The 26,330-nt window shown below is 51.8% G+C and carries 22 protein-coding genes; 14 read left to right on the top strand and 8 right to left on the bottom strand.

All coding sequences use genetic code 11. The features are described 5' to 3' along the window. The 9 genes from G006_RS25760 to G006_RS0116695 all read left to right on the top strand — a co-directional run. A partial coding sequence (locus tag G006_RS25760; protein ID WP_020484373.1) for a methyl-accepting chemotaxis protein occupies nt 1–874 on the top strand: 874 nt, incomplete at its 5' end. A gap of 9 nt (nt 875–883) precedes the next feature. Then, nucleotides 884–1,438 (top strand): chemotaxis protein CheW, encoded by a 555-nt coding sequence (locus tag G006_RS0116730; protein WP_020484372.1) that lies wholly within the window; start codon nt 884–886, stop codon nt 1,436–1,438. A 104-nt stretch (nt 1,439–1,542) separates the two neighbouring features. Next, nucleotides 1,543–2,031 carry a PAS domain-containing protein gene (locus G006_RS0116725; protein WP_020484371.1) on the top strand — a complete coding sequence of 163 codons (489 nt, stop codon included), beginning with the start codon at nt 1,543–1,545 and terminating at the stop codon, nt 2,029–2,031. Then, nucleotides 2,021–3,943, top strand: a complete 1,923-nt coding sequence (locus G006_RS25755; RefSeq protein ID WP_020484370.1) for a HAMP domain-containing methyl-accepting chemotaxis protein — start codon at nt 2,021–2,023, stop codon at nt 3,941–3,943. The genes G006_RS0116725 and G006_RS25755 overlap by 11 nt, the downstream gene beginning before the upstream one ends. Before the next feature lie 60 nt (nt 3,944–4,003). Next, nucleotides 4,004–4,834, top strand: a complete 831-nt coding sequence (locus G006_RS0116715; protein WP_020484369.1) for a CheR family methyltransferase — start codon at nt 4,004–4,006, stop codon at nt 4,832–4,834. Between the two features lie 275 nt (nt 4,835–5,109). Then, nucleotides 5,110–5,550, top strand: a complete 441-nt coding sequence (locus G006_RS0116710; protein ID WP_020484368.1) for a VOC family protein — start codon at nt 5,110–5,112, stop codon at nt 5,548–5,550. Then, on the top strand, nt 5,517–6,692 hold the full coding sequence (hemW, locus tag G006_RS0116705) for a radical SAM family heme chaperone HemW (RefSeq protein WP_235048864.1): 1,176 nt from the start codon (nt 5,517–5,519) through the stop codon (nt 6,690–6,692). The genes G006_RS0116710 and hemW overlap by 34 nt, the downstream gene beginning before the upstream one ends. A 48-nt stretch (nt 6,693–6,740) precedes the next feature. Then, nucleotides 6,741–7,379, top strand: coding sequence for an orotate phosphoribosyltransferase (gene pyrE, locus G006_RS0116700; RefSeq protein ID WP_020484366.1), 639 nt, complete (start codon nt 6,741–6,743; stop codon nt 7,377–7,379). Between the two features lie 102 nt (nt 7,380–7,481). Beyond that, nucleotides 7,482–9,413, top strand: a complete 1,932-nt coding sequence (locus G006_RS0116695; RefSeq protein ID WP_020484365.1) for a dynamin family protein — start codon at nt 7,482–7,484, stop codon at nt 9,411–9,413. A gap of 56 nt (nt 9,414–9,469) precedes the next feature. Here G006_RS0116695 and ampD read toward each other — a convergent pair whose 3' ends face one another. Beyond that, nucleotides 9,470–10,087: a 1,6-anhydro-N-acetylmuramyl-L-alanine amidase AmpD gene (gene ampD / locus G006_RS0116690; RefSeq protein ID WP_020484364.1), complete on the bottom strand. Its 618-nt coding sequence runs from the start codon at nt 10,085–10,087 to the stop codon at nt 9,470–9,472. 105 nt (nt 10,088–10,192) lie between these two features. Here ampD and nadC point away from each other — a divergent pair, with 105 nt between their 5' ends. Further along, nucleotides 10,193–11,020, top strand: a complete 828-nt coding sequence (gene nadC / locus G006_RS0116685; RefSeq protein WP_020484363.1) for a carboxylating nicotinate-nucleotide diphosphorylase — start codon at nt 10,193–10,195, stop codon at nt 11,018–11,020. Between the two features lie 16 nt (nt 11,021–11,036). Here nadC and G006_RS0116680 read toward each other — a convergent pair whose 3' ends face one another. After that, on the bottom strand, nt 11,037–11,549 hold the full coding sequence (locus G006_RS0116680; protein ID WP_020484362.1) for a hypothetical protein: 513 nt from the start codon (nt 11,547–11,549) through the stop codon (nt 11,037–11,039). Nucleotides 11,550–11,799: 250 nt separating this feature from the next. Between G006_RS0116680 and G006_RS0116675 the strand changes: the two genes are divergently transcribed. The 4 genes from G006_RS0116675 (at nt 11,800) to G006_RS0116660 (ending at nt 18,542) form a co-directional block, all read left to right on the top strand. Then, entirely contained in the window at nt 11,800–12,402 is a 603-nt protein-coding gene (locus G006_RS0116675; protein WP_020484361.1) for a peroxiredoxin, read from the top strand. A gap of 600 nt (nt 12,403–13,002) precedes the next feature. Continuing rightward, on the top strand, nt 13,003–14,142 hold the full coding sequence (locus G006_RS0116670; RefSeq protein WP_020484360.1) for an efflux RND transporter periplasmic adaptor subunit: 1,140 nt from the start codon (nt 13,003–13,005) through the stop codon (nt 14,140–14,142). 12 nt (nt 14,143–14,154) lie between these two features. Then, nucleotides 14,155–17,262: an efflux RND transporter permease subunit gene (locus G006_RS0116665; RefSeq protein WP_020484359.1), complete on the top strand. Its 3,108-nt coding sequence runs from the start codon at nt 14,155–14,157 to the stop codon at nt 17,260–17,262. After that, complete coding sequence (locus tag G006_RS0116660) at nt 17,259–18,542, top strand: TolC family protein (RefSeq protein WP_020484358.1); 1,284 nt, start codon at nt 17,259–17,261, stop codon at nt 18,540–18,542. Before G006_RS0116665 ends, G006_RS0116660 begins: the two co-directional genes overlap by 4 nt. Before the next feature lie 19 nt (nt 18,543–18,561). Here G006_RS0116660 and G006_RS0116655 read toward each other — a convergent pair whose 3' ends face one another. The 6 genes from G006_RS0116655 to G006_RS0116630 form a co-directional block, all read right to left on the bottom strand. Beyond that, nucleotides 18,562–20,070, bottom strand: coding sequence for a YifB family Mg chelatase-like AAA ATPase (locus G006_RS0116655; protein WP_020484357.1), 1,509 nt, complete (start codon nt 20,068–20,070; stop codon nt 18,562–18,564). Nucleotides 20,071–20,076: 6 nt separating this feature from the next. Next, entirely contained in the window at nt 20,077–20,328 is a 252-nt protein-coding gene (gene ubiK, locus G006_RS0116650; RefSeq protein WP_020484356.1) for a ubiquinone biosynthesis accessory factor UbiK, read from the bottom strand. A 5-nt stretch (nt 20,329–20,333) separates the two neighbouring features. After that, a complete protein-coding gene (locus tag G006_RS0116645; protein ID WP_020484355.1) occupies nt 20,334–20,918 on the bottom strand; it encodes a MarR family winged helix-turn-helix transcriptional regulator in 585 nt (194 codons plus the stop codon). Between the two features lie 65 nt (nt 20,919–20,983). Then, a complete protein-coding gene (locus tag G006_RS25750) occupies nt 20,984–22,579 on the bottom strand; it encodes a hypothetical protein (RefSeq protein ID WP_020484354.1) in 1,596 nt (531 codons plus the stop codon). An 11-nt stretch (nt 22,580–22,590) separates the two neighbouring features. Next, on the bottom strand, nt 22,591–24,330 hold the full coding sequence (locus G006_RS0116635; RefSeq protein WP_020484353.1) for an alpha/beta fold hydrolase: 1,740 nt from the start codon (nt 24,328–24,330) through the stop codon (nt 22,591–22,593). Nucleotides 24,331–24,352: 22 nt separating this feature from the next. Next, nucleotides 24,353–26,110, bottom strand: coding sequence for a GMC oxidoreductase (locus G006_RS0116630; RefSeq protein WP_020484352.1), 1,758 nt, complete (start codon nt 26,108–26,110; stop codon nt 24,353–24,355). Nucleotides 26,111–26,330: the final 220 nt, after the last annotated feature.

Here is a 26,330-nt window from a genome sequence, read left to right as displayed (position 1 = left end):
TAACACCGTCGCCAAACTCTCCCAAACCATTTCCGAGGTTATTTCGGCAGCGGATCAGCTGGGTAATGCCTCCGAGCAGATCAGTTCCACCTCCCAATCGCTGTCGCAAGCCGCCAGCGAACAAGCGGGCAGTGTCGAGATCACCAGCGCCAGCATCGAGGAAATGGCGGCCAGCATCAACCAGAATGCCGACAATGCCAAAGTCACCGACGGCATGGCCAGCAAAGCCGCTACCGAAGCCAGCCAAGGCGGTGAAGCCGTTAAGCAGACCGTTGACGCCATGCGCGAGATCGCCAAGAAAATCGGCATCATCGACGACATTGCGTATCAGACCAACATGTTGGCACTGAATGCGGCCATCGAAGCGGCGCGGGCCGGCGATCACGGCAAAGGCTTCGCGGTGGTGGCGGCGGAAGTCCGCAAGCTGGCCGAGCGCAGCCAAGTGGCCGCGCAGGAAATCGGCGAATTAGCGGAAACCAGCGTGGAAACAGCCGAATCGGCCGGCAAACTGTTGGATGAAATCGTCCCCAGCATAGCCAGAACCTCCGATTTGGTCCAGGAAATTGCCGCCGCGTCGCAAGAGCAATCGGCCGGTGTCAGCCAAGTCAACAATGCGATGAACCAGATGAACCAGATTACCCAGCAAAATGCTTCGGCCAGCGAACAATTGGCGGCAACTGCGGAAGAAATGACCAGTCAGGCTGAACAGCTGCAATCGTTGATGAGCTTTTTTAGACTCGACAATGGCGGTCGAAGAGCTACGACACCAACTGAAGTCAAAGCGGCAAAAAAGACTATCAAGGTGAAGCCCGTCGCTCAGGCAAGTGCGAATATCGATCATGACTTCGATTTAAACCAGTTCGAACGTTTCTAGGAGCGGGCCATGACAGAACTTGCAACAACTCAGGAAAAATTACCGGCTGCGCAGAGCAAACAGACTGCGCTGGCGGGTCAATACTTAACCTTTACCCTTGGGGGCGAGCTTTACGCACTAGGCATTTTGAGTAGTAAGGAAATCATCGATTACGGCAATCTTACCGAAGTACCTATGATGCCGGTGTTTGTGCGCGGCGTGATTAATCTGCGCGGTAGCGTGGTGCCGGTGGTGGATTTGCTGGCGCGCTTCGGTAAGGGATCGACGCCTGTTGCCAAGCGCACCGGTATCGTTATCGTCGAAACCGCCAGCGAAACTGAGGATGGCGTATCCCAGGATCTGGGGATCATCGTGGATGCAGTCAACGAAGTGGTCGAAATCAGTCAACAGGACATCGAGCCGCCGCCAAGTTTTGGGGCGGGGATTAGACCTGACTTTATTAACGGCATGGCCAAACGGAATGGCCGCTTTGTTATTTTGTTAAACGTCAGCAAGGTACTGTCCGTGGATGAAATGGCTGCGTTAAGTAAAGTGGGCCATGAACGACACGCGCAGTTTGAGTAGCCAGACCGTACGAGCCGAGCTTTTCGATATGTTGTTAGCCCTGCAAGGCCCTGCTAGCCGAGTAGTCTATTTTTTAATTGGCCATTCGCAAAGGACCCGATTTCATGAGAAATAATCAACCGGTTACCCAGCATGAGGTCGAGCTTGGCGACGATGAGCTGATTTTTTCCAAAACCGATTTAAACGGCAATATCGCCCTAATCAATCATACCTTTGTCAAAATCAGTGGCTTTTCAGCAGCAGAGTTGCTTGGCAAGCCGCATAACGTCGTGCGCCATCCGGATATGCCTTCAGAGGCTTATGCCGATCTTTGGGAGAATCTAAAAGCCGGCCGGCCCTGGGCCGGTTTGGTCAAGAATCGTTGTAAAAATGGCGATTACTATTGGGTAGTAGCAAATGCCACGCCCATTTTCGATAACGGCAAAGTCATAACGTACATGTCGATTCGTCACAAACCGACGCGCGAGCAAATCGAAGCCGCCGGGCAGGCTTACCTTTTGTTTCGCGAGGGCAAAGCCAAAGGTTTGCGCATTTATCAAGGTAGAGTCGTCAAAGCCAATTTAACTTGGAGAATAAAAAAACATGTTACTTAAACTCAAAATCGGAACCCGTTTGGCCGGCATGATTGGTCTGGGTGTGTTAGTTGCGGCGATATTGGCAGTGCAGGGCTTGGTAGGATTAAACAGCAGCCAGCAAAGCTTAAAAACTGTCTACGAAAATAGGATGCAGCCATTACAGAATTTGGCGGTCATGAATGAGCTTCTTGGCGACAACGCAAATGAGATAAAGGCAATACTCGACGAAATGTCAAAAAATAAGTCAAGTTCAGAGAGCAACTCTGAAACGTTAAAAACCATTGAAAAAAATAGCGCTGAAATCAAGGATAGATGGAAGAAATACATCACTTCATCCCTAACTCCTGATGAAAAAATACTTGCAGAACGTTTTAACGACACTCATGAAAAATTCAATGCCACTGTCATGACACCTGGGCTTGAAGCCTTGCATACCGGTCGGATGGGCGAGGCAGGAAAGCTGGCCGGGCTTGTTGAAAGTTCCTATCAACCGGTCGACGACCATTTGGAAGCGCTAAAAAATCAACTACTAACCATGACAGAGAGCGAATACAAGGCTGGCGTCAGCCGTTTTGAATCCGCTCAAATTGTTACAGTTGGCTTACTGGCAGGTGCGATAGCTATTCTGATTTGGTTGGGTATCGTGGTCACAAGGTCGATCACCCGGCCGCTGGCACAGGCAATAGCGGTATTTGACAAAATCTCCAATGGGCAATTGAATTCGGTGATTGACGCCGAAGGCGAAGACGAGGCCAGTCAGGTTTTATTGGGATTAAAAGCCATGCAAACCAGGCTGGGTAGTAATGTTGCCGAAATTCGCATGATAGTGGAGGATGCGGTGAATGGCGATTTTAGTACCAAGATGAGTTTGGACAGCAAGCAAGGTAGCGATCTGCAAATTGCCCAGTTATTAAACCAGCTGACCGATACGACCGAAGTTGCATTGCAGGACATTAGCAGGGTGGCCGGTGCGCTGGCGAATGGCGACTTGTCGCAAACCATAATCAAGGCCTATCCTGGTTTGTTCGGCGAAACCAAAGACGGCATAAACGGCACCGTTGAAGCTTTGTCGAAGATAGTCAGCGAAGTGACGTCCTCGGCCGGTGAGTTGTTGAACGCGTCCGAACAAATCAGTTCTACGTCCCAATCCCTCGCGCAGTCGGCGAGTGAGCAAGCCGCAAGTGTCGATGAATCCAGTGCCAGTATCGAAGAAATGGCAGCTAGTGTTAATCAGAATGCCGAAAACGCCAGGATTACAGAAGGCATGGCAAGTCAAGCATCTCGGGAAGCCATCGCAGGTGGCGAGGCAGTTAAGCACACCGTCTCGGCCATGAAACTAATCGCCAGCAAAATCGGCATCATTGACGACATCGCCTATCAAACCAATATGCTGGCCTTAAACGCCGCTATAGAAGCGGCGCGGGCGGGCGACCACGGCAAGGGGTTTGCAGTGGTCGCGGCGGAAGTCCGCAAACTCGCCGAGCGGAGTCAAATAGCCGCGCAGGAAATCGGTGAATTGGCGGAAAACAGCGTAATGACGGCTGAAAGCGCCGGCAAGCTGCTGGATGCGATCGTACCGAGTATCGCCAAAACCTCTGATTTAGTGCAGGAAATCGCCGCCGCGTCTCAGGAGCAATCGGCAGGTGCAGGTCAGATTAACACCGCTATGAGTCAGATGAGTCAGCTGACACAGCAAAATGCCTCTGCAAGCGAAGAATTGGCGGCAACAGCCGAAGAAATGACCGGACAATCCGAACAATTACAACTTTTGATGAGCTTTTTTAGGATGACGGGCGAGCAATCGCCAAGCCAGAGAGTTGCGTACTCGAATCGTCGGCAAACCACGAAAAAAACCCTGTACACAAAAAAACCGAAATTCCACGAAAACAACGAACCGGAATTCGATCTTAATCACTTCGAGCGGTTTTAAGTACAAGCAGCCGTATTATTGGGAGAGTTGATGTGTATACGCTACAAATAGGAGTATAGAGTGTCGTCAATCCATCGTGTCGGCGCGCCGATATTGCATAAGCAAGAGTTTGCCTGGATCAGAGACTATCTTTACAAGCACGCTGGTATTGTCTTAAACGATAGTAAGCAGGCCATGGTGATGGGACGTTTGGAGAAGCGTTTGCGTCATCATGGCATCGATAGCTATGGCGAGTATTTTCGGCAATTCGGTAAGCCGGGATTCGAAAATGAAACGACGATGGCTATCGATTTGCTAACCACCAATGAAACCTATTTTTTCCGCGAATCCAAGCATTTCGATTATGTGGTTGAAAAGATTTTGCCGCAGCACTCCGCGGCCAAGCCGTTTCGGGTTTGGAGCGCGGCCAGCTCTAGCGGCGAGGAAGCTTACACGCTGGCGATGCTATTGGCGGAGTATTTGAGATCCCGGCAATGGGATATTATCGGGACTGATATCTCCACGCGGATTTTAGAAAAAGCCCGGCGGGGTTTGTACCCCAGTAATGCCGCAGAAAAAATCCCCCAAATTTTGCTGAAAAAGTATTGTCTGAAAGGGACGGGGCAATATGACGGTTTTTTGCTGGTGGCGCCTGAGCTACGCAGTCGCGTTAAGTTCGAATATGCCAATTTGATTGGAACGTTGCCAGACCTGGGTAGCTTCGACGTGATCTTTTTACGTAACGTAATGATTTACTTTGATATTGAAACCAAGCAACGCCTGCTGGACAAAATTGTTAAGTACCTGCGTCCAGGCGGCTATTTTTTCATTAGCCATTCTGAGTCGTTAAGTGGTATGAAAACCGAACTGCAAACCATCATGCCGTCGGTGTATCGCAAAGCTTTGGATTAATTGGGTTGCTGCGAGCTCGTCTGGCTTGCGAGTATAACGTTACCTGATCAGCAAGCCGCTTCAAGTGTACGCTGCCCCATCCTTGAAATCGTCATTTTGGCAGCGAATACCGAAATCCAGGCCGCATGGATAGTTCGAAGCTTGCTATCGATGGCCCTGGATGGCGGGCATGGCGGGGTTTCTTGGTTGAGCGGAAGCCTGTTATTGATCAGGAAACTTTATTCTCCACCGCCGACTCGTTCATAATCGCGCTTTTATTTTCTGGGGCGGCAAATATGCGTTATTTACACACCATGGTTCGGGTAAAGAATCTTGCCGAATCGCTGGATTTTTATTGCAATAAATTGGGCTTAATTGAAGTGCGGCGCATGGAAAGCGAAACCGGACGTTTTACCTTGGTGTATCTCGCTGCACCTGGCGACCGGCAAACCGCTGTAGCGGTTGACGCGCCATTACTGGAGCTGACTTACAACTGGGATACGGAGGATTACGGCGGTGGCCGTAATTTCGGGCATTTAGCCTTCGAAGTGGACGATATTTATGCGGTTTGCCAAGACTTAATGGCTAAAGGAGTAGCGATTAACCGGCCGCCGCGTGATGGACATATGGCTTTTCTGCGCTCGCCAGACCAAATCTCTATCGAATTGTTACAAAAAGGCCAAGCTTTGCCGCCGCAAGAGCCGTGGGCCTCCATGCCCAACCTTGGCGTGTGGTAAGGTCTATCGAGTTGTTACCGCTGAGTCTTTATGTCCATTTTCCCTGGTGCATCCAGAAATGCCCGTATTGCGACTTCAATTCCCACGCCGTTAAAAAACCGATTCCAGAACAAGCTTACATCGATGCCTTGCTGACCGACCTGCACGCTGATTTAGAATTGCTGGGTGGGCAACGAAGCATCAACAGTATATTTATGGGGGGTGGCACGCCTAGCTTGTTTTCGCCTGAAGCGTTAGACCGTTTGTTGGCCGGAGTCAGGCAGTCATTACCTGTTGACGAACAGTGCGAAATCACATTGGAAGCCAATCCAGGTACCTTCGAAAGCGCAAAATTTCATGAGTTTCGGGCTTTAGGCATTAATCGCCTATCGATAGGAATTCAAAGCTTTCAGGATCGGCATTTGCAGACATTAGGACGGGTGCATTCCGCCGCCGAAGCCATGGTTGCGGTGGACATCGCCGGTAAAGCCGGGTTTGATAATTTCAATCTGGATTTGATGTTCGGTTTGCCGGATCAGAGCGAGAGCGAGGCCTTGAGCGATGTGGAAATTGCCATTAGCTTGGCTCCAACCCATATTTCCTTTTACCAACTGACGCTGGAACCCAATACGTATTTTTATAAGTTTCCGCCGAAATTGCCGGAAGACGACGTGATATTCGCCGCGCAAAAGCGCTGCCAGCAACTGTTGGCGGAAAACGGTTACCAGCAGTACGAAGTGTCTGCGTATGCAAAACCCGACAAGCAATCCCGACATAATCGCAATTACTGGCAATTTGGCGATTATCTGGGGATAGGCGCCGGCGCGCACGGCAAAATCAGTCGCGCCTTGCCGGATGAGATAATGCGCACGGTTAAGCCGAGAAGCCCGGAACAGTATTTATCGCAACCCGGTCGATCACAATGCGAAGCGATTGAGGTCGCACAATTGCCGTTAGAGTTTCTGATGAACCAATTGCGACTAAAGAAGGGCTTTAGTCTGAAGGATTTTGAACTGACTACCGGATTGGCGGCAGATAGCTTGGAGCCTAATTTATCCCGCTGTCTCGCCCAAGGTCTAATGCACCGGGATGGCTTGGTCTATAGCTGTAGCGAAAAAGGTTGGGATTTTCTGGACATAGTCCTAGAAAAGTTCATCGATTAAACACGCGCGGGTATAATTGCTTTCATTTTAGATTTGTAACACTCCAAAATGCTCGATTACCAAAAACAGTTTATTCAGTACGCTTTGGATTGCGGCGTATTAAAGTTTGGCGAATTTCATTTAAAGTCCGGACGAATCAGTCCTTATTTCTTTAATACCGGCCTATTCAACAGCGGCGCTCAGCTGGATAAATTAGGGCAGTTTTATGCGCAGGCGCTGATTAGCGCCGGTGTCGAGGTCGATGTATTGTACGGGCCGGCTTATAAAGGCATCCCCTTGGTCAGTACCACCTCGATTGCCTATTCCCGCTTGCAGCGCGATATTCCGTTTGCGTTTAACCGCAAAGAAGCCAAGGATCATGGCGAAGGCGGCGTATTGGTCGGCGCGCCCCTGCAAGGCAAAGTCTGGATTCTGGATGATGTGATTACTGCAGGTACGTCGGTGCGCGAATCAGTGGAGATTATCAATGCCGCCGGTGCGACGGTTGCAGGTGTGGTAATTGCGTTGGATCGTCAGGAAAAAGGTCAGAATGAATTGTCGGCCGTCCAGGAAGTGTCGGCGCAATTCGGCATTCCGGTGTTGGCGATAATCTGCTTGGCCGACATCATTGAGTTTATTTCCCAACAGAACGGTTCGGCTGATAAGTTGGCTATTATTCAGGCCTATCGACAGCAGTACGGAATTTGAGTAGTCATGCGTGCCTTAGGCTTTTGCTTATGGATTATTGGTCTACACTTAGCCGTTACAATTTGCCCCTTATATTGAGTACAGTCGGAACAAAGGCGAGCCATGAGAAATCTGGAATTTAAAGAACAGTTGCACGAATACACGCATTGGCGCGAACAACTGATTCAGGGTATCGAATTGTATCGGGACTGGCGCAATCGTTATCGCTTCAGTGATCCACAAAGTACTGATACGTTGTTAAATATATTGCAAGGATTACACAACGATCGAGTCACCTTAGCGTTTGTGGCGGAGTTTTCCAGAGGTAAAACCGAGTTAATCAACGCGCTGTTTTTTGCTGAAACGGGCGTGCGCTTGTTGCCGTCATCGCCGGGACGCACCACGATGTCACCTACCGAGCTGTTCTGGGATGAAAAAGGCGGCAGTTACATTCGATTACTCAATATCGAGAGTCGCCTCGAAGATATTTCCTTGATGGATTACAAACGTAATCCTGACCGGTGGACGCAAATCGAATTGAATTGCGAGTCGCCCACACAAATGCAGGAAGCATTTAGAGAGTTGATTGCCACGAAAAAAGTTTCTCGGGAAATGGCCGATAAGCTTGGCTTGTGGAACGAACGCGAAGCTGCCGAGCAAGGCATTATCAATCCGGAAACGGTGGAAGTGCCGTGTTGGCGGCATGCGATGATCAGTTTTCCACATCCTTTGCTGAAAGAAGGCTTGTGCATTCTGGATACGCCGGGCTTGAACGCCTTGGGTACGGAGCCAGAGTTAACCTTAAGCATGTTGCCCAGCGCTCAAGCGATTATTTTTGTCTTGGCGGCTGATACCGGTGTGACTAAAAGCGACCTGGAGATGTGGAAAAGCCACGTCTGTAGCTCCAGGGGTAACCGGCGTCAGGGTTTGGCTGTGGTGATGAATAAAATCGACTCGATGTGGGACGATTTGGCCGGTGAAACCGGCTATGAAGCCGCGATTCAAAAGCAAATCGATACCTCGGCGATGATCCTGAATCTGGAGAAGGAAGTTATTTTTCCGGTCTCAGCGAAACAGGCGCTATTGGCTAAGGTGAAAGGCGATGATGCCTTGCTGCAAAAAAGTCGTCTGAATCTGCTGGAAAGTTATCTGTCGGACGATATTCTTGATCAACGCCGCGACATTCTGAAAGCTGTGGTTGATAAGGAGATCGGTTTTCTGGTCAGTGAGTCTGTCAAGCTGATGGATTCCAAGATTACCAACGCGCAAAAGCAGCTCGATGAATTCAAACAGGTCGATTTCGAGAATCAGGAGTTGACCGGCAAATTGATGGCCGAGACCCGTGACCGTCAAAACGCTTACATGGCTAATATCGAGAACTTTCAGGCCAGCCGGAAAGTGTTTGCGGTACAAGCCAAGATGTTGATCGATTCGTTTGCCAAAGAAAAAATCGACGACATAATTCGGCGCACTAAAGACGATATGAGCAAAAGCCTGACTACTTACGGCATGAAACAGAACATGCGTAGGTTGTTTGACGAGTTGCGCGATTTGCTCCAGGATTCAGTCGATATGACCGAAGAAACGCGCCGCTTGATCAAGGCTATTCATAAGAAATTTCAGGACGAATACGGTTTTAAGGAAATCGAGCCGCAATTGTTTTCGATTAAACAACACCAGTTTGAGCTGGAGCAGATTTTTGAAGAAGGCGAAGCGTTTCGCAATAGCGCCAAAACCACGATGACCGAGCAAAGCATAGTGGTCAATAAGCTATACGGTACGCTGATTGCGAAGGCGAGAAACATTTTGCAACAAGCCCAGCGCGATGCGGTCACCTGGAGCAATAGTGTGCTGTCCCCGCTGATGCACCAAATCAAAGACCACAAAAAACAAATCGAAAGTCGTTTGATTATGCTTAGAAAAATCAACGAATCCAAAGGCAATGTCAACGAAAGCATTGCCCAGTTAGAGAGCGAATTGGGTCCGCTACAAGTCCAGTATCAAGAGTTACTCGAGATCCTTAAAGCTGTGCATTTGGAAATAAAAGCCGATTAGTTCGGCTTTTTCTGTCCACAGTTTAATAGTTTGTTGCTTGTGTTGCGCGCATCCGCTTATGGTGATGGATTTGCGGCGCAAGAGTCCAGCAACTTGTGAAAGTAGTGCCAATCGAAATATGGTCCAGGGTCAGTTTTTCGGCCCGGGGCGATGTCGCTATGGCCGACAATGCGCCTGCTCGATAATTTCGGATAATCTTCCAGTAATTTTCTACATACATCGGCAAGACGCCGATATTGAATGTCCGTGTAAGCCACGCTGATGGCTCCTTCCAGCTCAATACCAATAGAAAAGTCGTTACAGCGTTCCCGATCTTGGTATTTGGAGACGCCTGCATGCCAGGCCCTGCGGTGGAACGGTACATATTGCCTGATACTGCCATCCCGGCGAATCAGCAAATGCGAGGACACCTTTAGCTGATATATGTCCTGGAAATAAGGATGTGCGCTGGGATCCAGCCTGTTACAAAACAAGTCATCGATGTAGTCGCCCGCGAATTGTTCCGGAGGCAGGCTGATGCAATGGATTACCAACAACGAAATATCGTCGGAGTCCGGCCTGTCGTCGCAGTTCGGCGAAGCGACCTGGCAAGCGCTGCTCAAGTAGTGGCCGCGAATTATCATGGTTTTCAAGCGTTGTAAGTGATGCGGTATTTTATAAGCTTTGCCAGCCATAACCCTACGCTTTTAGTTGCCCTACTTGATTGGCCCGAGTTTGATTCAGCTGTCACCGCATGCGGTTTATAATTACCCACCTTGTTCATCGTCAATTAAACGCCCATGCAACCAAACCCAAAGGAAATCGCGCTTTATCTGGCTGAAGATATCGGTAGCGGCGATATTACCGCCAGCATTGTCTCAGCCGAGACTCAAGCCAACGCCACAGTGTTGACCCGCGAACCCATGGTGCTGTGCGGTACAGCCTGGTTCGATGAGGTGTTTCGACAATTGAGCCCTCAGGTCATCGTCGATTGGCAATGTGCTGAGGGCGATAGCATCTCTGCCAATACCCTGCTATGCCGCTTGCATGGCCCTGCTCGGGCATTGCTGACTGGGGAGCGTACGGCGCTGAATCTACTGCAAACCTTATCCGCGACGGCGACTGTTGCGCGTCACTATGCGGAGGCCGTGGCGGGTACTGGCTGCAAGGTCTTGGATACCCGCAAAACTCTGCCCGGTTTACGTTTGGCGCAAAAATACGCGGTCAAATGCGGAGGTTGTTTCAATCATCGTATCGGTTTATTCGATGCTATCTTGATCAAGGAAAACCACATCCTCGCGGCCGGCTCAATCGCCAATGCGATCAGGCTGGCTAGGGGCTATGCGGATGTGCCAGTCGAGGTAGAGGTGGAAAATCTTGACGAGTTTGCTCAGGCTTTTGCCGCGCAACCGGATCGGATCATGCTGGATAATTTTTCGCTGGTGGATATGCGTACAGCAGTAGAGCTAAATCAGAAACGACTGGAGCTGGAAGCGTCTGGAAATATTACTTTGGATAATATCCGAACTGTTGCCGAGACCGGGGTGGATTTTATCTCGATAGGTGCTTTAACGAAAAACGTAGTTGCGGTCGATCTGTCGATGCGCATTGAGATGCGCATCGATTAATCCCATGCTGATGCGCTCAGTTGACTGCGTTCAGCATCTCGTTTTCATATAAACGCAATTTTTTCCAGTTCGCGAATTTGCTGTCGTCGAACGGCGCATCGTGGTCGATGGCATGCTCGTAGCAACTACGAAATAGTCGGGCAGTCCGAAACGCGTGTAATTCGTCATCGGCGGTTACCGTGTCTACATTACCCACTTGGAAGGTTTTATTCCGGGACTTTCCATCTTTTACCCAAAACACCGTGTAGCAAAGATAGCTTTTATCCTTGCGGTGATCGAACTTGATAGTTCTGGATACGCCGGTCACACCGGTAGTAGTTTTGTTTTTCGGCGGCTTCAAGAAGCGAGTCTTACTGCCTTTCAACACCACCAGCATCTGATCGCGCCAAGTAATCGCGGCTTTCAGCGACTTGGTTTTGCTGCCCCAGAGCTTGTGAGAGAAATAACGGCTGCTCTCCTTGCCGCGCCGAACAATACGAACTTGAAAACCGAAAGTATCGGGTTCTGTAATGTGTTTTACTTTTGCCATTTGTCGTACCCTAAAAAATTCACAAAGGTCTGCATAGTGAATTTAAGCAGCGCGAAGCACGCAGACCGCCTGTTAATTGTGTAAGCTATGGATTACAAATTAGCGCGAAATCGGCTGTCTTGCAAGCGGAATTTGCCGGGATTATTAGGTGAATACCAACTAAATTGGTGTAGAATAGGAATCAGCCTTCTCGCAGAGGCGCAAACATCCTCTTAACCTTTTGTTTTGTAAATAATTTTGGAGAAAATTGATGAGCGTTTTAGTAGGTAAGCAAGCCCCTGACTTTACAGTTCCTGCGGTATTAGGCGACGGTCAAATTGTTGACTCGTACAGTTTCTCGGGTGCGACTAGCGGTAAATATGCAGTACTTTTCTTTTATCCATTAGATTTCACCTTCGTTTGCCCAAGCGAATTGATTGCTTTGGATCATCGTATCGACGAATTCAAAAGCCGCGGCGTTGAAGTGGTAGGCGTTTCTATCGACTCGCACTTTACCCATAACGCTTGGCGTAACACCCCCGTCAACCAAGGCGGCATTGGCCCCGTCCGCTACACACTGGCAGCCGACATGACGCATAGCATCTGCAAAGACTATGATGTTGAATCCGCTGGTGGCGTAGCTTTCCGCGGCAGCTTCTTGATCGACAAAGCAGGTGTCGTCCGCCATCAAGTTGTCAACGACTTACCACTGGGCCGCAACTTTGACGAGATGCTGCGCATGGTTGACGCGCTGCAATTCCACGAAGAGCATGGCGAAGTTTGCCCAGCCGGTTGGAACAAAGGTGACGCAGGTATGAATGCCAACCCTGCCGGTGTAGCTGAATACCTGAGTAAAAATGCTGACAAACTGTAAGCATTAGCTTTACTTTGAGACAAGGCGCATTGTCTAGGCAATGCGCCTTTTTTATTGCCTGAATTTTCTCTGTTTCCCTCTCCCACTCCTGCGAATTTAGTTCTGTACTGATTCTATTATTAACTCAGCCCCGCTTATTACTGCTATGCCGTTCGGCCTGAGTTTGTCTAAGCCCAGGCCGGCGCGCCTTTCGTAGACTCAGGGCGAACGGTATTTAAGGGCCGGGTTGATAATCATCACCCGGCATTATTTATACCCATTACATCTGTGGTTTAAATAGCCCGCTAAACAGGGTTGTTTGAACCAAGTCATTGGCTTTTAGCCCTCCCCCTTGCCTATTGTTACTGAGCGAGTGCGCTTTGTCATATATGGCATGTTTCTCGCTGACGACAAGTTAGCATGGAAAGTTTTTTCCGGTTTAAAACGCCACGCAAAGAGAACGGTTTTACAAAAATGAAGAGCACAAGATGAGATAATATTGATACGATATTATGCCGACAGCAGTTAACCCTCCTTTTCGTTAAGGGGCGTTCTTTTTGAACATCGTGCAACTTTCCGGCTTTGACCGTAAAAATAGCGTTTACATAAAAATAATAATTCATGCACCTCAATTTCATCGTTTCGATACTGGCAGCAACCCTTTTAATCGGTTGTTCCGCTCCACCCGACAAGCACCCGGCAAATCAAAAAGTCTCCAATGCATCTGCTGAGGCAATTAAGGCTACAGCCATTGACCAACATGATGGGCTGATTTCAATTCCAACCGAATCAAAGCCGTATATCAGCGTCGCCACGGTCACGCCGCAAAATTTCTCGGCTATGGTGCAAGCGCCCTCGCATGTCGAATTCAGAACCAAAGCCCTATCAGCGGTAAGCGCGGTGGTGGCTGGACGGCTGAAAAAAATTAATATACAAGTCGGCGACCGCGTCAAAGCAGGCACACCGATTGCCATTCTGGAAAGCGCCGACGCCGCCAAGATGCGAGCCGACGTTGCAGAATCGAAAGCCGCTCTGCAACGTGCCGAAGACCGTATGCGTCGCCAGGAGATGATGCAAAAAAGCGGTGTTGGCCTGGAAGTGGAGCGTGCGGAAGCCGATGTGCAATTGCGCGAAGCGCGGGCCGATTATCAACGCAGCCAGCAAGCTTTGCAGATGATCGGAGATGGCACGGATCAGGCCGTGGTATTGCGCGCTTCCGAAGATGGCGTGGTGTTACAGATTAAATCCTCGATAGGCTCGGCGTTGGCCGCCGGCGACACCATCATCGAAATCGGCGAACCACAATCGTTGTGGATCGTTGCCGATGTATTCGATAACGATTTGCCGCTGATCGAAAAAGGCGCCAAAGCGACATTGCAGATCAGCGCCTTACCCGAGCCTGTAACCGGTCGGGTAGTAGCGGTCAGTGCCGCGATGCAGTCCGATTTACGCCGGGGTGCGGTGTATATCGAATTCGACAATCCCAATTTGGTGTTAAAGCCGGGCATGTTTGCCAAAGGCCTGATCGAAGCTGCCGGTCCTCACCATATCGTCCTGCCTACCACTGCGGTAGTGATTCGAGACAAAAAACATACCATGGTCTACGTGGAAACCAGCGATGGCCGCTTCGAGCCACGGCAGGTACTAATTGGACAGGCACGCGACGGTCAGGTGCCGGTGCTGGACGGGCTTAAAGATGGCGAAAAAGTAGTGGTTTCGGGGGCGTTGCTGCTCGATTCCTCCGCATCTATGCTGCTTTAATCGGGGGTACTGATGCTGCGCCCCTTGATTGAGCATTGCGTTCACCGCCGTCTTTTCGTGATTATCGTGGCGGTGATCATCGCTATTTTCGGTATCCATGCGTTTATGGAAACGCCGATAGAAGCTTATCCGGATGTCACCAACACGCAAGTGACCGTCATTACCCTGATGCCGGGCTATGCGCCTGAAGAAGTGGAGCGGCAGGTAACCGTGCCGCTGGAAAGAGTATTGAACGGCACGCCAAATATGCTGCAAATGCGTAGCCAAAGCTTGTTCGGCTTGTCGCTGGTGACGATTACCTTTGAAGACCATATTGACAGCTTCCATTCCCGCACCGAGATTTCCCAACGTATATCGGGTGCGGAATTACCCAGCAGCGTCACGCCGGTATTGGTGCCGGACTACACGCCGCTGGGCGAAATCTACAAATTCACCCTGACCAGTGACAGGCATTCGCTTTACGAGCTGCGTTCGGAAATGGAATGGAACGTGTCGCGCAAATTGCGCCAGGTGCCGGGGGTTGCTGACGTACTGACTTTCGGCGGTTATTACAAGGAGTTTCATATTCAAATCGATCCGACTCGCGTCGAATCGGTAGGGTTGACGCTTGAAGACATCGGGCTTGCCGTGGAAAAGTCCAATAAAAATGTCGGTGCCGGTTTCCTGAGTTATGGCGATCAGGAAATGGTGGTGCGTGGTGTCGGCAACTTGGTGTCTGCGGACGACATCAAAAAAATCGTCCTGAAAAACCACGAAGGCACACCGGTCACCGTCGGCGACGTTGGCCGCCTAGTGCAATCCTATACGCCACGCCGCGGCACGGTAGGTTTGGACGAACACAAAGACGTGGTGGAAGGTATCGTACTGCTGCGGCGCGGCCAAAACCCGTCGCGGGTGTTGGACGCCTTGCACGAGAAAGTCGCGGAATTAAATGCTGGGATTTTGCCAGCAGGCATGAAGATCTTGCCGTTTCTGGATCGTTCCGAATTGGTCAGCAGCACCTTGCATACCGTATTCGACAACTTGCTGCACGGCTTTGCTTTGGTTGTGGGCGTAGTCTGGTTGTTTCTGCGCAGTATTCGCGGCTCCTTGATTGTGGCGACGGTGATTCCGTTGTCGCTGCTGGTGGCATTTTTAGGTTTGTATCAGCTGGGCATGCCGGCCAATTTGATTTCCATGGGCGCGATCGATTTCGGCATCATTCTCGATGGCGCGGTGGTGCTGATCGAAAACGTCATGCACCAGGCCCAGCATCGCAAACCGCAATCACGACGGGAAATGCTGCATTTAATTGCCGATGCCGCCGTGGATGTTGCGAAGCCGGCGTTTTTTGCGATGTTGATTATCATCGCCGCGTTGATTCCGGTGTTTACGCTGGAGCGCGTCGAAGGCCGGATATTTCGGCCCTTGGCAATGACTTACAGTTTTGCCTTATCCGGCGGCTTGATCTTTGCGTTGCTGCTGGTGCCGGCCTTGTGCGCCACCTTCATTCAACCCAAACATGCCTTGGTAGCCGAGCCTAAGTTTTTGGAACGCTTGCGGAATTGGTATTCCCGCTTATTGGCCCAGGTGCTGGGTAAACGAACCCTGGCTTTGGTCTTTGCCGGCATTTTGTTGCTTGCCGGCGGCTTGGCCGGTGCTGGGCTGGGCACCGAATTTCTACCGGAACTGGATGAAGGCGACATCCATGTATTTGTGGAAATGCCCCCGAGTATTTCGCTGGATAAAGGTCAGGAAATTCTATTGGACATGCGCCAACGCTTGATGAAATTTCCGGAAGTGTTGGGTATTTTGAGCCAGCAAGGTCGTTCCGAGGACGGCACCGACAACGAAGGCGTGAACATGAGCGAAACCTTCGTGCATCTCAAACACCATGAGCAATGGCGGCCTGGCTGGCACAAAGAAAAGCTGGTAGATGCGATGCGGGCTTCGTTGGAAGAAATACCGGGCGTGCGATTCAATTTTTCGCAACCGATCAAGGATAATGTCGAAGAAGCGGTGAGCGGGGTGCGCGGTAAAGTGGTCTTGAAAATCTACGGCCCCGATCTAGAAAAAATGCGTACCACGCTGGAAGACATCAAACTCCTGCTGGCCAAGGTCGATGGCGTGATCGATCTGGATCTTTACCGCGAATCGCGGGTGCCGCAATTACAAATCAAACTGGATCGCGCTGCCCTGGCCCGCAATAGTTTTGACGTGGACAGAGTGCAAGATACCATCGAAATCGGCATGGCCGGCAGGATAGTCTCCGAATTGTGGCAAGGCGAGCGGCCGGTGCCGATACGTTTGATTTTGCCGGAGAACGAACGCGGGGATATTGAGAAAATCAGCAATATGAACGTGGTCAATCCTTCCGGAGCCTATATTCCGTTGCGGGATTTGACCACTATCGATATTGCCCAAGGCCGCACCTCCATCGAACGCGAAGCCAATAGCCGTTACATGGCCTTGAAATTTAACGTGGAAGGCCGCGATTTAGGCTCGGTGGTACATGAAACCATGGAGTTGGTCACTGCCAACATCAAAGTACCGGAAGACCATTTCCTGAGCTGGGGCGGCGAGTTTGAAAATCAGCAGCGGGCGATGGCCCGCTTGGGTGTGGTGGTGCCGATAGCGGTATTGATCGTACTGGGCTTGTTGTATAGTGCTTTGCAATCAGGGCGTAGCGCGGCGGCGATCCTGATTGCCACGCCGTTTGCGATGACCGGCGGTGTGTTTGCGCTGATGTTCACCAATATTCCGCTGTCGGTCAGCGCGGCAATTGGCTTTATCGCCTTGCTCGGCCAAGTATGCCTGATGGGTTTACTGGTACTCAGTGCGACCGAGGAAATGCGCCGCAGCGGCATGGACTTGCTGGCAGCGATCAACGAAGGTGCAACTCAACGCTTGCGCCCCGTATTAATGGCCTCTCTGTTGGCATTGCTGGGGCTATTACCGATGGCTTTATCGACCAGCATCGGTAGCGAAACCCAGCGGCCGTTTGCCGTAGTGATCGTCGGCGGTATGTTGACCACCTTTTTGGTGGCTATGTTTATCCTACCGGTGATTTATTCATTCGTGACTAGCAAACAAATCCTCACGCCCGAAGAAGCCGACGAATTATTGGACAGCCAAGTATGAACCCCAAAGCCAGCCTGATTTTGCTGATTGCCCTGTTAAACAGCCCGCTGGGTTATGCCGAGTCTGACACGGCCAGTTCAGCCTTACCGGAAACGGTGACGATTCGGGATTTACTGCAAATCGTCCGGGAGAAAAGCCCCAGATACGCGTTGGCTCGCAGCCAAATCGAAGCGGCCGAAGCGGAAGTAGTGGCCGCCGATGTGCTGCCCAATCCCAAGGTCAGCTATGGCCGTTTCGATCAGGCTGGCGGACGGAGGAATACTCAATTCGACGGTCCGTCCCAACAAAACATTACTGTTGAAGTACCGATGCTGTTGGCCGGACAGCGCGGCGCGCGCAAGGACAGTGCCGAACGGCAGGTCGATGTTGCAGCGGCCCGGGTCGAGACGGATTACAATCAGTTGATTCGCGAATCCTGGCGGCTGTTTGCGCAATTGCTGGCCAACCAGCAGCGTGTATCTTTACTAGATGAGGCCAGGCTTGAACTGGAGCGCTTGCAAACCATCATCGCCGGCAAACAAAACGCCGGCACCGCCAGCCAATACGATGTGCTGCGTATCACCCAGGAAGTACAAAGTCTGAATACCCGTTTGGAAAATGCGCAAACCAATCTGACTAGCACTATTGGCGAGTTAGCCAGCTTGCTGGGCTTCCCGCACTGGAAGCCGCAAGCCAGCGGCTCGCTGGAGCCGATTGGTGTTTCCACGGACATCGATAAGTTATGGCAACAAGCCGAACACAACAATCCGGATCTAGAAACGGCGCGTCGGGAAATGATCGCAGCGGATTCTGGTTTGACAAAAGCTGAGCGGGAACGCTGGCCGGTGCCTTCGCTGATGTTCGGTACCGCTTTCACCGATAAGCCGTATGGCAACACTACTTTCGCTGGCGTATCGGTCGATCTGCCGATTTTCGATCGCGGCCAAGGCGGCATGGCCCGCGCCGCTGCCGAAGTCCATGCCAGCCAGTTAAAGCGCGAATTGCTGGTGGCGGCCACGCGCCAGGAATTGGAGCGCGCTGTAGACGTACTGGCGCGCCGTCGGGCGACGTTGGCAAAGGCTGAAAAAGAAGTGGTGGCGCCATTGCCAACTTTGAAACAAATGGCCGAGGACGCTTACCGCCTGGGGCAAACCGGTCTGATCGAATTGCTGGATTCATCGCGTACCCGTACCGAAATTAAATTGAATCATTTGGAATTGATTCAAAATGAAATCGAAGCGGAGTTGGATGTAATGAATGCGTCGGGCTTGTTGGCGGTATATTTCGAAAATCCGGCATGACGCTACCGCGTTCGCCAGCTTATCGCGTCCTGTCTAGCTTGCGATAGCCAATGGCTTCGCTGAGGTGGGAGATTTCAATATTCGGCGAATTGGCCAGATCGGCAATTGTTCGCGCCAGTTTCAAAATCCGGTGATAAGCCCGATGCGACAGGCCGAATTTTTCCAGCGCTTGTTCCAGCAACTGATGGCCTGCTTCGGACAAAGTGCAGATGGTCTTTACCTCGGCGGCACTTAGCCCAGCATTAGCCTTGCCTTGGCGTCGATAAGCAATTTCTCGAGCCGCGACGACGCGTTGACGAATGGTTTCGCTGGTTTCTTCACCTGCCACCGAGCCTTTGCGCAATACGTCCAGCGCAACGCGCGGCACTTCCATATGCATGTCTATCCTGTCCAGCAACGGCCCGGAAACGCGCGCCCTGTAGCGGGCCACTTGTTCTGAGGTGCAGCGGCAGCGGCCGGAAGCGTCGCCCAGATACCCGCATGGACAAGGATTCATCGCGGCAATCAATTGAAAGCTGGCTGGAAAATCGGCCTGGCGGTTGGCGCGGGAAATGGTGATGTGGCCGGTTTCCAAAGGTTCGCGCAACACTTCCAAGACCTTTCTGTCGAATTCCGGCAGCTCGTCCAAAAATAATGCGCCATTGTGTGACAAGGAAATTTCGCCGGGTTTAGGATTGCTTCCGCCGCCAACCAATGCCGCAGCTGACGCGGTATGATGCGGCGCTCTATAGGGTGGCTGCCGCCAACGACTGACGTCCAGGCCGTGGTCGCTGATCGAAGCCAGCGCGGCGGTTTCCTGGGCTTGCTGTTCGCTGAGTTCCGGCAAAATGGTCGGCAAACGTGCCGCCAACATCGACTTGCCGGTGCCGGGCGGACCTAGCATCAGTAAATTATGCTTTCCGGCAGCGGCGATTTCCATCGCCCGCTTGACGTGAAACTGGCCATGCACATCGGCAAAGTCCACGGCGTGAACCGCTTGCTCAAAGCTGAGATTAATGTCGGGTGGCGTGATGGCTTGCCGGCCCGCCAAGTGGGCGCAGACCTCCAGCAGAGTCCTGGCCGGCAGCAATTGTGCATCCTTGATTAACGAGGCCTCCGCCGCACAACCTGCCGGCAGGATCAGTTGCCTAAAAGCATTGCGGCAATGAATCGCCACCGGTAGTGCGCCGGGAATCGGTCGCAACTCGCCGCCTAGCGATAGCTCGCCTATGCATTCGTATTCATGCAGCCCGTCTTTGGGGATTTGCCCGGAAGCGGCCAAGATGCCCAGCGCTATCGCCAGGTCGAAACGGCCGCCTTCTTTGGGTAGATCGGCGGGTGCCAGATTGATAGTGATGCGTTGAAACGGAAATTCGAAGTGCGAATTAATGATCGCCCCGCGCACCCGGTCCTTGCTTTCTTTCACTGCGGTCTCGGGCAAGCCAACTATGTTTAGAGCCGGCAAGCCGCTGCTGACATGCACTTCCACCGTCACTTGCGGGGCGTCTATGCCGGAGCGGCCCCGGCTGTAAACGACGGCCAGCGACATGGCGTTTTAGGCTTGCGGAATCCGTTGTTCCAGTTCGGCGACGCGTTTTTCCAGGTCTTCCAAACGGGCGCGGGTTTTCGCCAATACCGCTTTTTGCACTTCAAATTCTTCGCGGCTGACCAGGTCCAGTTTGGACAGACCGCTTTGCAGCAAGGCATGGACGTTTTTTTCCACGTCGTCTTTCAGATTGGTCAAACCGGGAGGGATGGCTCCGGCGATACGCTCGGCAAGGTTGTCTATGGCTTTAGGATCAAACATGGTGGCTACTCTTGGTCTATGAATGAATTGGGAATGGGTAAATGATCGCGGCATATTTTATCAGTATCCTCACGATCCAAGGGTTGTTCGGTTAAGCCGCATTGATAGTGATGCTGTTCCACCGAAAAATAATGGCAGGAACGGCACAAACCAAAACTCTTCGAGTCATTGACTTTCTGCAGCACACCCAACGTGGTTTGCAGTGCTTGGCCTATGGTATCGAATTCCTGGCGACTGACTTTGGATTCGGCTTGCTTGAAAATATCCAGCGGTTTTAACTCGTCGATCAACTTCTTGCCGGCCTCGGTCAGGCTTAGATGCACCACCCGGCCGTCCAAAACGGACGTGGTCTTATCCAGATAGTGCTTACGCTCCAAAATCTGAATAGTCTGCGACACCGTGCCCTTGGTTAAGCCCAAATATTCGGCTACCGCAGCATGGGTGTTGCTGTATTTATTGCACTTGGCCAGATATTCCAACACCTGCCCATGTACCGGTTGCAAACCGATTGCCGCGTATTTTTTGCGTTCTTCCGAGCGGAGTAAGGCGCTAATCCGCTCGATCAGCTTAAATGTGTCTAATTCCTGCATTGCCCCGATTCTAACACATGCCGCAGCGCCTGGCCTTACCCGGCGCCCGCGACGTTGCGCCTAAGCTACAAACGATCCATATTGTCACTCCAATTCAGATTGTCTCTGACGAAATAGCGATATTCCGGAGGCTGTTGAATTTGCAGATTCAATACATACAAGGTACGACCAATACCGCGCCGCCGGTAACCCCCCTTCTCTTTATCGACAACTTGATCGCGCCAGGTGCCGAAGTTAATGTAGGTTAGGTTGTTATAAGAACGGTCCGGAGGGTAATCCATGTCGGCTTCCGCTTCCAGCGGAAGATGCGTGTGGCCTTCGCCGTGCAGATGAAAGCCTTGGGCCAGAAAGGCATCTTGAAACGTTGGAAAGGCTTGCAGATTTTTAAAGCTGGCGCCGTCTTCGCTGTAAACCGATTCGGGTTGGATTTTTTCCAGCATATCTGCAATCAACAACACTGCGCGTACCAAGTGCAATTGGATACGGAACATATTCAAGCGGTCGGTCAGCATTAACCACGCCCTAGCCACTTTTAGCCCAAACCGGCGCCCGGACGGCGAACTCTCTAGCGTAAAATCGTCTCTCAGCCAGAGCTTCAGGGCTTTATACAACTCGGATTCGATGATGTCGCGTAATTCCTCACTGGACTTATTCCGGGTTTCGTCCAAGATTCTGCTGACCGCTGCGGAGGTAGGCCGATACAAATCCAGTTCCGCCAGAATGCGAGTGATACGACTAAAATCCAACTGTGGATCGTTTTTGGTGTTCCGATAAGCTTCCAGCGCCAGCTGGCAGCGGTAAATGAAGGTCGATAAAGCGCCAGCCGCCACCGTGTCGCCGAAACAGGGCTCAGTAAACGGCCGGTAGTTCAGTTGCTGCCAGGCTAGGGCGCGCCAGCCATCCTTGGTCGTCCAGCCGGGTAGTCCGTTTGCTGCGCTAATGCTTAAGCAGTTGTCGCGATCGCGCCAGTGGCCATGGGTGATGAAGGTCCGCAACTCCGCATCGCCCCAATAAAACGGCAACCAGGGTACGCTGTCAGGGGCGGCGAAATGCTGCTCGTCATCAAAATACATCTTGCCGATCCAACTGCGATAAGCCGCCGACAACTGGTTGACCGGTTGGCCTACGCATTCTTCGTAATACATTTTCAACACGTCCGGGTCCGCGAAAATCTCCTTATCGTGATTGCCCAGCAAGGTCAAAACTTCAACGCTGATCCGCTGGTCGTGCAACAGTTTTACGGTTTGCCGCAAACGATGAAAAAATCCGCAAGCACCATCGGGGTCGCTGGGGTCAGGAGCACGGCAATGTATCTTTATGATACTGGCCATAATACGGCGCAAGCAGGGCTTAAACTCCGGATGCTCACGTTGCCACGGGTATACGCCGGCCATGGCCCATTCCGCGCTGCGAATCATATCCACCACGTCGCCGTCCAGGATCAAGGTCAATTCGGTAATCTTCTGCTTATCGCAGACCGTGACAATTTCATCGAAAAAAATCGGCCAAACCGTTTCTTCCGCGCTTTGGCTGCCGACCGTGTCGTCGGTGAAATGCACGTCGCTAATGCAGACGCACAAGCGGGTTTGGCCAGCGCTCGTCGCCCGCGCTGGTTGCAAGGTGGCTAGCGTCAGCTGTAAATCTTCTTGGGTAATTGTCATAGCTGAGCTCCTCAATTACGGTGTTTTTGTAAAAATTCCACGAAACGTGGATAGATGTCCTGGGCGGCATTCTTGCCCATGATCACATCGGCATGACCGTAATCGGGGAACAGATGCAGTTCATGGCGGCCCGGCACAATTTGTTCCAGGCGTTGATGACAAACGATATTGGAATTGCGGAACAAAGCATTGTCCTGGCCGGCGACGAACAGACACGGCGTATCGATCTCGGCGGCATGTTGGAAATAATTGTCCGGCAAGCTCCGGTAGCGCGGTTCGTTAGGCTGATATTTCACGGCGGTGTTATTGGCGTTGACCATTTTCAACACATGCCGGTAGTAATTGACACTACAACCGCCGAACAAATCGCCGCAGCGGCGATGCGTCACATCGTGCAGATTTTCGTGTTTGTACAACACCGGAAAACCCCAGCCCCACATAAAACTGAGCATGTGACATTCCGGCGAATCGCATTCTTTATGAAATGCCGAAATCGCCGTCGCCAGCAATTTACCTGCCCCCCAACCCGGTTCCCGCCGCCAGTAAGGGTTCAGATAATCCACACCCAAAATATAATCGGCGGCCAGCGGCCCCAGATACAGCTTGACCTTGGCTGGCATTGGCACGCACGGTGTCAGCGCCACGCCGTTGGCAATCAAGCTGCGCACGCCGGTCACGGCTTTGCCGAACAAACCCATCGTAAACGCCAAAGCGCCAAAGCAGTGGCTGATGACATGGATGCGAGCAGACGGCCCGACCGCCGCGCGCACGGTGGCGATGGCCGCCGGCATGTCATAGAGTGCAAGATCGTCGACATTGTAATTATGCCGGTGCAGATTGTAGGAATAGCGGTTGCTGATCCGACCGTCCAAACTCCAGACATCGCTAAAACCGTGGTCCAGCAAATAGCTGGTCAGGTTGTAATGTTCCGGCATGATGAACATATCGCTGGCGGCAGTCAGGCCCGGTACCAGAACCACCACGTCGTCGCACGTTGCGCGTTTGAAACGCAATAAGCTCAGGCCCAGTCGGTCGGCGGTGGTGAACGGGTGAGTGCTGATCTCGGCATCTTTGACGCCTTCCAAGGTAAACAACGGAATTTCCCGTTCGAAACCGCCCATCTTCGGTGTCATCGACGGTTTGTAAACCTCCCATAACGCGCCCAAAAAGAAACCGCCAAAGCGTTCCACTGCATGCAAGCGGTCTTTTAAGGTCTCGCCGCTGGCCCGTATCGTGGTCAGTTGCTTGGCAAAGTCCATCACTTCGATATACAGCAATCCGGTGGCGTAGACCTTGGCTTTGGCTTCCTTATCGGCTTCCACATGGCCCTTGAACAAATTGGTAAACAAGGTAGTGGTGTCTGCCCACAAATCCGGGCCGACGTTGTTTTGAATTTGCTTTCTGCCGCTCAAGGTCAAGGCATGGCCGTTGGCGTCGGTAAAAAACAGTCGATAGAGCATTTGCTTACGGTCGGCATCGGCGCTATCGACGAATAGATTGAATACGCCTTTATCGACGTTGCGGCGGCCGCCGATCAGATCGCCCTCCACGTAACCGATTGCCGCCGATTGATGGGCGTCGGATTCCAAAAAGGTATCCAGATCGTCGCTTTGGATGGTCAGATGGAACATGAAGTAATGGTTGTCGGCCTTGCCTTGCTGGTAGCCGTCTTCAAAAGCGGTTTGGCCCAGGCTGAGATAGCCTTTCATTTCTTCGGTGAATTCGAACGAGGTTTTGCTTGAATTTGTCATGTCAGTATTCCTGTGAATTAGTTTATACGCCCAGGCCGGCATCGGGTTTGATGCCGGTGATGCCTTCGGCAATCCATTCGGCTGTCGCGGAAATGGTTGCCACCGGATTGGCGCCGACAGCGCTGGGTAGAATCGAGCCATCTACGACATACAGGCCTTGATAGCCGAACGCCTGGCCGCGCTGCTCGGGATGGCCGCTGACCACGCCCTTATCCGGCGAGTCGGCCAAGATACAGCCGCCCAAGGGATGTACGGTCACGTTGTGGCGGATCGGCAAGTCCCAAGTCGGCAACGGGAAAAACCAGTCGGATTTGACAAACTTTTTGAAGCGCTCTCCGACGGCGAGGATGGCTTGATACAAACTCATGCTGGTATCTTGTGGCCAATCCAGATCGATACGGTCTACCTTGTTCAGAGTCAGTGTGCCGTCGCCATGATCCAGGCCCATGCACAGCATCACCACGGATTTTGAGGACAAATCGTCCTTTAATATCTCGTGCAGCGAGAACCCCAAAGTGCCGTTCCACACGCCGTTGCTCAGGTATTTTTTCAGCCATTCGATCAGGGCTTTCGCGGCGCGGACCAGCTTGCGCAAGGTGCTGGTCGGGAATACGCCTTCGATATACCAGGCCAGTGAAGCCGGATAGGAGGCATCTTCCAATACAAAAGCCTGCTGTCTGTTGAAGCGGTCGAACAGGTTGTAATCGGTGTATTGGGTAATCACCGGCCCGTAGTTGGGATCGGCGTCTTTTTTGCCTTCGATCGCGAACGATAAAAAGTCGCCGTTGCCGGAGAACCAGCGTCCCAGTTGTTCGCTGAGTTTGGGTAGGCTGCGATGCACATCGCGGCAACGCAGCAATAGCTCGTTGCTTCCAAACGTGCCCGCCGATACCACCACGCGGCGGGTTTTCAGGCTTTCCAGCTTTCCCGAGGCGAAATTTTGAAATTCCACCCGATAACCGAATTCCCCGCCAGCGGAGCTGTCGTCATCGCCATGCTGATTGAGAGGAATAATTTTTTCGGCTTGGCAGTCGGTAAATACTTGGCCGCCATGGGTCTGCTGGCCGGCGTGGATATAGTTAAGATCCAGGGTATTTTTGGAGTGGGTATTGCAACCCACATCGCATTCGCCGCAATAGGTACACGAGGTTTGCGTGGCGCCGTAACGGTTTTTTTCTTGCAAACCGATAGGGATGGGTGTGTCTGAACCTTGGTAGTTGTAATCGTTACCAAAGAACACGCAAATGTCGGCCAATTTGCTGGTGCGGTTATCGTGAGCGGCAAACTCTTGAAACAGTTCAGTGCGGACGATTTTTCGGCGGTCTTCGGTTTGCCAGGATGGCACCGGGCGGGCACCCAAGACTTGTTTGGCTATTTTATAATAGGGAGCGAGGGTGGTTTTATCTAAGCCTGTCGGCCAGCCTTGCTCGAATACTTGTTCAGGTGGTTCCAGAAAGACGTTGGCGTAAATCAGCGAACCGCCGCCCAGGCCCGCCGAAATTACCGCATCCATTTTCTTGTAGTTACGGATGTCGAACAGGCCACGCAAATTTTTGTTTTGAATGTGACGCGGTCGGTCTACCGCGTCGCCTTCCACACTCCAGAAACTGTCGGAAATTTGCTTGGGTGAGCGGGCGAAAGAGCCCATCGGATAATGCCTACCGCGTTCCAGTAACAGCACCTTGGAGCCCCACTTTTGCGCCAGTCGGCAAAAGCTGATGGAGCCACCGAAGCCGCTACCGATGACTATCGCTTCGTAATCGAAGTTCTGATTAGCCATGTACACCTCCTCAAGAATGATTTTTTATTATTTTTGGTTCATTGTGCTGCCGGTAAAAAGTTAAAAAAAGCGGTGTTGCCAAGCTAAGCTTATCGCTAAAACCCTGTACAGAACAATGCCTTGCAGCGTCATGCGCCGACGCTGTTTCGGCAGTATAGCCTAGTTCGTGTCGTGATTCGATTAATGCGAAAAGCGTCGTCGCCAGTGGGGAATAAGACGT

Origin of the sequence: Methylomonas sp. MK1, from assembly GCF_000365425.1 — a bacterium.
GTDB lineage: Bacteria > Pseudomonadota > Gammaproteobacteria > Methylococcales > Methylomonadaceae > Methylomonas.
Note: the sequence above shows the minus strand (reverse complement) of the source record. Positions and strands in the feature narration are given on the sequence as shown.